The organism is Azospirillum soli (assembly GCF_017876165.1).
Lineage (GTDB): Bacteria > Pseudomonadota > Alphaproteobacteria > Azospirillales > Azospirillaceae > Azospirillum > Azospirillum soli.
This window is the reverse complement of record NZ_JAGINQ010000041.1, coordinates 22495-29983: the sequence shown is the minus strand read 5'-3', so window position 1 is coordinate 29983 and position 7489 is coordinate 22495. Positions and strand designations below refer to the sequence as shown.

Genomic DNA, 7489 nt, shown 5'->3' with positions numbered 1-7489 from the left:
TCGCGTCCGGGATAACGGCCTCTTTGCGTCGTGCCATGCAGGGGCTCCTTTCGCTTCAGGATAACCCCACCGAGCACGAAATTCCGGATACTCCCACAATGTGACGTGCCGATACCAGCCGTGCCAGCTGCGGACCTCATAGTCGGCCAGCCCGCAAGCCTGCTTGGCGATCTCGAAGCATTCCTCGACCGCCCACCGCCGCCCCGCCCCTCCCCCGCACCAAGTCCGCCATGGTGGTTTCCATCGGCCCGAAGGTGACGCAGGAGGACTTGTCGGCCTGCTCCTTGCGGTTGCGGCGGATCAGCAGCCAGTAATCCCACGGCGGTTCCTGAAGCCAGAACAGGCGCAACCGCGCCCAGTCGTAGTAACGCTGCCCTTTGACTCCGACGCCAGTGCTCAGCCGCTTCCAGCCATCCTCCGGCACGAGGTCGGCCAAGGCCGCGGCCTTGAGGTGCAGGAACTCGCGATCAGTGGTCAGGACGTTGAGCACGGCGGCGCGGCCGAGTTGTTCGACGACGTGGGCACGGCACACATCGCGGACGCGATCCTGATCCCACTGCACGTGGCTGAGCACCCGCTGCGTACGCCAGGGCCGGACATCGCCGATCTGTTCGGCCAGGTGCCAGCCATTCTTGCGCTTGGCACCGCCAACCAGCCCTTCCAGGTACTTGCGGGCCTGCCAACGCGGCTCGGCACGAGCGAACTCACCGAAAATACGGCCAAACAGCTCATTGAGCCGGGTCGGTCAACCCGTCGACACATCCAGAGCGGCGGTCATGGGAGCCTCCTCAGCTGGAGACTCCCTTCAACAGCTCCCACCAGCCAGCCTCACAGACTCAACTGTAGGACTAGGCCCAGGAAAACTGTAGGACTAAGTCCTGGAAACTGGGACGGGATTTGTAACCGCCTTCCGACGCCGGGTCGAACTCCAGCCCAGTGAGGCCGGCAATCCGGTTAAAGCATTGCTTTCACGATGTCGACGTTGGTGGTCTTCTCTTTGATCCGGTGCGAAACTTCGACCTTAGGTCCCTCCAAAAGGACCATGTCGCCGGTCTTCTACTGGTCGCCGGGCTCGCACCTCGCCAGGAGTTTCTGCCCCTCGATGGTATCGACCACGATGCCGAACCAGGAGCAGTTCTCCCGAATGACGCCCACGGGAATGGCGCACTTGTCGCCCCCGAGGAAGTAGTCGACGATTGGAATGACAGCGGACTTGCCGGTCTTCGAGGCGCCGCTAATGACGTTGACGACGCCCGGCGTGAAGTCCACCATCCGGGGCGGCGCGTCGGTCCGCTGCCAGAGGGTGAGCTTGCGCAGCTGAAAGTACATCAGAACTCCACCCTCAATGTCGTCGCGACCTGATTCAGGCCAGCCTTGCAGAACCAGTGACCAAGTTTCTCCGTGGCACCAGACACGCCTTTGATCCTCTTGGATAGGGCGGGCTTCTTGCTCTTCGGTTCCAAGGCGTTCGCCCACACCGTCGCTGCTGGGTAGTCGACGGTCAGCAGCTTGGCGCGGCTCCCCATGGCGACGGACTGGAGCGTCAACGAGCGCAGGAGCAGGGCGCGCTCATGCACCGCCAGCAGATTCTCCCGTTCTTCGCCGAACTTGGCCGCGAAGAGGGCCAATCCCGAGGAATTGCGCGTGGACCCGATCATCTCCAGCGTGCGCCGGTGGAGCAGGAGGGACAGCACCAGGAAAGCCAGCGGCAATGGTGCCGGCCGAGGCGGGGCCATCAGCCAGTTCGTTGAAACACCCGCCGATGAAGTAATGCTGCGGCTCCTTTTTCCCTCAAACGATCTCAACCCGCCGATGGAGAGGCCAGCCGATGGATTGGATCCTCCCATCGCACCTCTTCGACCATGGGCTTGCATTGATCTCCTGATGCGGAACGTACGGCGGAACGAAGATGAAGTCGCCGGGTCCGGCCTCTGCGGCGAACTCCAGGCGCTCCCCCCCAGCGCATTCTGGCGCGGGCAAAGCTGATCGCCGCAGCACGGTTCATGCCTGGTGTTTGCAGCGTATTCGAGTCGAGCTGGCTACCGGGAATAACCTTCACGCCATGCTGGCCCCAGTCCGGCCCATCGTGCTTGTGCACCATCGTCGCCGCCCTCGTTTACCGGCGGCCAATCGCTCCAACGAGGATGGTCCGTCCCACCTTGGTGGACAACCCCGGTACGGACGACCGCCGTGGTGATCGACGGCAGCGACCCTGGCCGTGTTGTGGAAGGGGCCTTCGCCTCCGACGCCGCCGATCGATCCGTTTGCCTGTGGATCGCGCCCGCCTGATGCACGCAGGCCCGCTGGACAAGAATTGCGCATAGCGGCGCGTTTTCCTCGCCATCTGGGTCCCCGCGGCAATCCAGGGCCGCGTACGGCGGCGTCCCGCTGTGTGCTGGCGCTCTTAGGGGCCGTGTCCCCCGCGGTAGCCGTTGCGCGTCGGAGGCGCCCATCCACTCGGCGCCCCCTTGGGTTCATAGACCTCGACGAGGAGAGGGTAGCAGGTTGCGGCGTCGCTCGAATGCTCGGTGCTGCAATCGCCACCCGGGCAGGCCGACAGGGCGCCGAGCAGGTCGATCTCGGCGAAGAATTCCAGGAAGTCGCCGGGGCGCACCGGGCTCGCCTTCATGAAGTACTGGCCGGTGTCGCGGGTGACCCCCGTGCACATGAACACGTTCAGCACGTCGTGCACCGCCGGCTCGACGCCGTTGCGCGGGTTCTGCTGGTGGTCGGCCAGGGCACGGGTCAGGTTGGAGTGGCCGCAATGGTGATAGTCGGCGCCGGCAAGCAGGCGGTGCGTGTAGGGATCGCACCGCGTCCCGATGACGTCGTGCACCGACCCGCCGTGCGCATCGAACCCGTACCAATCGAGCGTATCCTCGGTGATGGTGGCCATGGGCCGCAGGTGCGGCAGCGACGACCACAGCCGGTCGCCGGTGGACAGGTGCGTGCCGTGCAGCGCCCGCGTCTTGCCGGAGAAGAAGCGCTCGCCGAGATCGTTCGCCGCCCACAGATTGAGGTCGCCCACCTGCGGCCCCTCGACGCTGACGATGCGGAAGAACCACCCGGCCGGCACCTCGAAGCACCGTGCCTCGCGCGGCGGGACACGCACGTCGGTGACTTTCCGCCAGCCGTTCCGGGCGGCGCGATAGGCGGCGACGTCGGCCGGGGGCAGGTTGTTCACCGGGTAGCAGATCACCGGCGCGACGTTCCGGCGCGCGTCTGCGTCGGGCGGCGCCGGATGCTCGGGACGGTTCGGCTTCATGGCGCTCTCTTCGTCGTGCTGGTTGGCCCGATCAGAGTAGGATACCGCGTCCGCGAGCGCGAGCCCCGTCCTGTCGCTAGTGGCCCGCACCGGACGACTCGTTCCGTTCTACAAAGCTCATTGGTGGCAGAAGTGCCGGGCTTTGCCCGGCGTCCTCATTGGTGCATTGAGCCCGCTCAGCTTCCAGTCAGTGGCACAAACCAGCCGGAATTGATGTCACTGGTGCGCACCCCGATCAGCGTGACGGTGTCGCTCTCGGAGAAGACAATCACCGCGTCCCCGGCCCCGGTCGAGCGCAGCGTGTAGCCTCGCGCCCCACCCGCCAACCCGATACGGTCACCCTCGGCGAAGCGGAAGTCGTTCACCACATCGGCCCCATCTCCGGCCCGGAACACAAAGACATCCGCGCCGGCACCGCCGGTCAGTGTGTCGGTACCCAGCTCGCCCGACAGCAGGTCGTCGCCGAGATCGCCGAACAGCAGGTCGCCATCACGCCCGCCGTACAGCGTGTCATTGTCCCGGCCACCGTAAAGCGTGTCGGCCCCCATGTTGCCCAGCAACAGGTCGCTCCCGGCATTGCCCAACAGCAGGTCGGTGCCCTCGCCCCCGATTTCTGTGTCGGCACCGTCGCCGCTCACCAGGTGGTCGTTGCCCAGGTCGCCCAGCAGGCTGTCGTCGCCGAGGTCGCCGAACAACAGGTCGTCGTCCCGGCCGCCGTAGACCGTGTCGTTATCCCGGCCACCGTACAGCGTGTCGGCTCCCATGTTGCCCAGCAGCAGGTCGGAGCCCATGTTGCCGCACACCAGATCGGCGCCATCGCCCAGCATCATGGTATCAGCACCGCTGCCGCCGATGCCGGTGTCATCGCCACCGCCCGCCTGAAGCGCGTCAGCGGCATCGCCCAGCGTGACCGTCTGGGCGGCACTGTCGCACACGATGGTCTGCGCGCTGTCGGCCACCATCGGGAACATGGCACCGGCCGAGCCCGACGCGGCGGTGGCGTGGCGGGTGTTGATCACCAGCGCGCCTTGGACGACGGCGAAGCCCACGCCCAGGAGGTCCACCGGCGTGCCGCTGGGGAGAGTGCGGCCGTCCACCACCAGGGCCTTGTAGCTGCCCGGAGCGCCGGACAGGCTGCTGTCGCCGGTCAGGATAATGGATTGGCTGGGGGCGGCGGTGCTGGACACGATGGGCGTGATGGTCTGCACCAGCAGCGGGGCGCCGCTGGGCAGCGCGTCGAGGAACGACTGACCGAAGCCGGTCTGCTGGGTACGGTCGGTGGAATTGGTGGTGGTGGTCGCCTGGATGGCTTGGATCAGCGTGTCCATCGCCAGCGTCTTTACCACGGGTCGCTCGATGCCACTGGCGTTCAGTCCGGTACCGGTGGGCAGGCTGGCCAGAATTGCGGGGAGGCCCCGCTGGTCGGTAGCCAGCGGCACGTCGGCGTTGCTCGTTGTGGGGCTGGTGTCCTGGCGCGAGGCGGGGACCACCGGAATGGAAATAGTGACCATCGGCACGCCACGGCCGTCCGTGCTGCTGGTTTTGCTGACCAATACGCCGTCCACCATGCTGGTGGAGGGACCTCCGTTGTCTCCGCTGCTGGGCGTGGTGGGCGTGGTGGGCGGGGGCGTGACGAGGGTGAGCGTGGTGTCGCCGCCGGAGTAACTGGCCTGCCAGTTGTAAGCGCTGGTGACGCCGGTCAGAGTCAGCGTCTTTCCGGCGGCGAGCGTGAGCGTCGCGCCGGCCGATGTGCCGTTGAGCGCCGAGAGATCGGTTCCGGTGACTTTCAGCGTGTCCGAGGTGGAAAAGTCGGTGATGACGTCACCGTTGAGATCGTCCACGCTGCCGGTGATGGAATCGTTGCCGCTGCCGCCGGTCAGGCTGTCGGTGCCGGAGCCGCTGGCGATGGAATCGTTGCCGCCGCCGCCGGACAGGCTGTCGGAGCCGCTGCCGCCGGTGATGGTGTCGTTGTTGTTGGTGCCGGTGGCGGTGAGCGCCACGGTCAGACTGCCGCCGGCCAGCGTCAGGCTGGTCGCCGCGGCGGCCGCGGTGACAGTGATGCCGGTGCCGAAAGCCGCGCTGGCGTTGGTGCCCAGCGTCACCGATTGGGCGCCGGTGCCCCGCAGATCGAGCGCTTCGAGGGTGGTCTTATTGGTCCAGACGCCGTCGGTGGTCAAGGCGTCGTCGGTGATCGCAATGGTGTCGGTGTTTGCCCCGCCATCCACCGCCTCGGCTGCGATCAATTCAGCACTTGCGTAGACAAAGGTGTCGTTGCCGGAACCTCCGGTCAGGCTGTCGGTGCCGCCACCGCCGGTGATGGAATCGCTGCCCGAGCCGCCGGTGATGGTGTCGTTGTTGTTGGTGCCGGTGGCGGTGAGCGCGACGGTCAGGCTGCCGCCGGCCAGCGTCAGGCTGGTCGCCGCGGCGGCCGCGGTGACAGTGATGCCGGTGCCGAAAGCCGTGCTGGCGTTGGCGCCCAGCGTCACCGATTGGGCGCCGGTGCCCCGCAGATCGAGCGCTTCGAGAGTGGTCTTGCTGGCCCAGACGCTGTCGGTGATCGAGGCATCGTCGGTGATCGCAACGGTGTCGGTGTTCGTTCCGCCGTCCACCACCTCGGCCGCGATCAGTTCCACATTCGTGTAAACAAAAATGTCGTTGCCGGCACCGCCGGACAAGTTGTCGGTGCCGCCACCGCCGGTGATGCTATCATTGCCCGACCAGCCGGCGAAGGTGTCGTCGCCGCCACCACCAATGAGCACGTCACTCTTGCTGCCGCCGACAACGTTTGTTGTTGCGGCGACTGTGCTCGAACGGTCGACTAGGATTCCGTTGCCTGCAGTTAGGTAAAAATACCCGCTGCTGTCAAATATGTCGCTTGCGGAACCGCCATTTATCGCAATTTGGTAACGACCAGGGCCAAAAACAGAGATCGAAATACTGCTTTCTGCCCCGACCACGTTCTGAAGATCAGACGTGGCGTCATATTTTATATTGGCGGAAGATGATCCTGCGTAATCCGCTGATGACGTGTACTTGAATAATCCGGCCACGCGAAATCTCCACAGGATATGCGCCGGATCGCCGGCAGTTTAGGTCACAATGGGTGCTGAGGTTGGCCTGTCAGTATTTGGCCCTTGCGCGCTCACTCAGGCGCGGCTCTGAATCGGGGTTGACCGCAGCGGACGCACAGGCCGAATGGGCCATCGACACTTCGTTCCTCACAAGGTGAGGCCACCGTTTCCATCCCGAACATTGGCTGCCCCCAAGGTATGCCCAGCGCCCATGCGGTCGCCACACCGCAACCAACACGTTCAAGCCAGTGATAGAGAGATACGCTGGGCGCTGACACCCCCCTAAATAGGGGGGTGCCGCCTCTCACCCTTGAAGGTTGCCAGTTTGCGGCGGCGTATGGCGGGCTTCACCTCAAGACGATCACGCCGCCCTTCTGAACGGGAAACGCTAACCCGGGTGGCCCAGCCAGATTGCCATCAACGCCGAGCGGCTGCTGACGCCGAACTTGCGATAGATGGAGGCGACGGTGTCGTGGATGGTGTGCTGGCTGCGCCCCAGCCGTTCGGCAATCAGCTTTTCCGGCAGACCGGTAAGGAACAGGTGCAGCACCTTGCGCTCGGCGGCAGTCAGCGGCGAGGCTGCCACCAGCAGCCCATGCGACAGGAGCACTTGGCGGTGGAACCACTTGATACCGCGCAGAATGCGCGCCATGTCGTCGCGTTCGGCCTCGCTGAAGCGCCTCTGTCCCGTTCGGCGATGAAGCCCAAACCAGGATTCGGTGTCCTGATTGACTGGAAAGGCGCTCAACATGGCGTCCTCCAGACCGGCATCGAGATAATAGCTACGGTAATAGTCGGCTTCGAACCAATCCGGCCCGACCACGTCGCACAGACGATTAGCGCGGAAACGGCCGGCGCCCTCAAGATGCTTGAGGGTTGCGACGTCGGCGACCCCTTTGTCGAGCAGATCCTTCTGCTTCTGGACCACGGTGTCCAGCAGCGGCGTGGATTCCAGATTGCGGACGACGACGGCACGCCATCCCCCGGTCGGATCTTCCGGCCCCACCTCATCCGCCCTAATCACGCCGAGCCATATGGCGTTGTCTGCGCCGATGCGAGCGCAAAGGCTGCGCATGAAATGCAGCAGCGCCTCGTCGCAACGCGCGGCATCGAAATCGGCCAGCTCGTCCCACAGGCGGTAAACGTCGTCCAC

6 protein-coding genes are annotated in these 7489 nt (G+C 65.1%); all 6 read right to left on the bottom strand.

From position 1 onward, the window contains the following. Nucleotides 1-136: 136 nt before the first annotated feature. Entirely contained in the window at nucleotides 137-574 is a 438-nt protein-coding gene (locus J2852_RS30370; RefSeq protein ID WP_209882891.1) for a hypothetical protein, read from the bottom strand. A 482-nt stretch (nucleotides 575-1056) separates the two neighbouring features. After that, a complete protein-coding gene (locus tag J2852_RS30365; RefSeq protein ID WP_209882890.1) occupies nucleotides 1057-1329 on the bottom strand; it encodes a hypothetical protein in 273 nt (90 codons plus the stop codon). After that, a complete protein-coding gene (locus J2852_RS30360) occupies nucleotides 1329-1736 on the bottom strand; it encodes a three component ABC system middle component (RefSeq protein WP_209882889.1) in 408 nt (135 codons plus the stop codon). The genes J2852_RS30365 and J2852_RS30360 overlap by 1 nt, the downstream gene beginning before the upstream one ends. A 668-nt stretch (nucleotides 1737-2404) precedes the next feature. Next, nucleotides 2405-3265: an urea carboxylase-associated family protein gene (locus tag J2852_RS30355; RefSeq protein WP_209882888.1), complete on the bottom strand. Its 861-nt coding sequence runs from the start codon at nucleotides 3263-3265 to the stop codon at nucleotides 2405-2407. 176 nt (nucleotides 3266-3441) lie between these two features. Beyond that, entirely contained in the window at nucleotides 3442-6222 is a 2781-nt protein-coding gene (locus tag J2852_RS30350; RefSeq protein ID WP_343206854.1) for a hypothetical protein, read from the bottom strand. 502 nt (nucleotides 6223-6724) lie between these two features. After that, nucleotides 6725-7489, bottom strand: a complete 765-nt coding sequence (locus J2852_RS32280) for a response regulator transcription factor (RefSeq protein ID WP_209882886.1) — start codon at nucleotides 7487-7489, stop codon at nucleotides 6725-6727.

Coding starts and splice junctions, on each gene's coding strand:
- J2852_RS30355 (WP_209882888.1), bottom strand. CDS start 3,265: ATGAAGCCGAACCGTCCCGAGCATCCGGCGCCGCCCGACGCAGACGCG.
- J2852_RS30365 (WP_209882890.1), bottom strand. CDS start 1,329: ATGTACTTTCAGCTGCGCAAGCTCACCCTCTGGCAGCGGACCGACGCG.
- J2852_RS30360 (WP_209882889.1), bottom strand. CDS start 1,736: ATGGCCCCGCCTCGGCCGGCACCATTGCCGCTGGCTTTCCTGGTGCTG.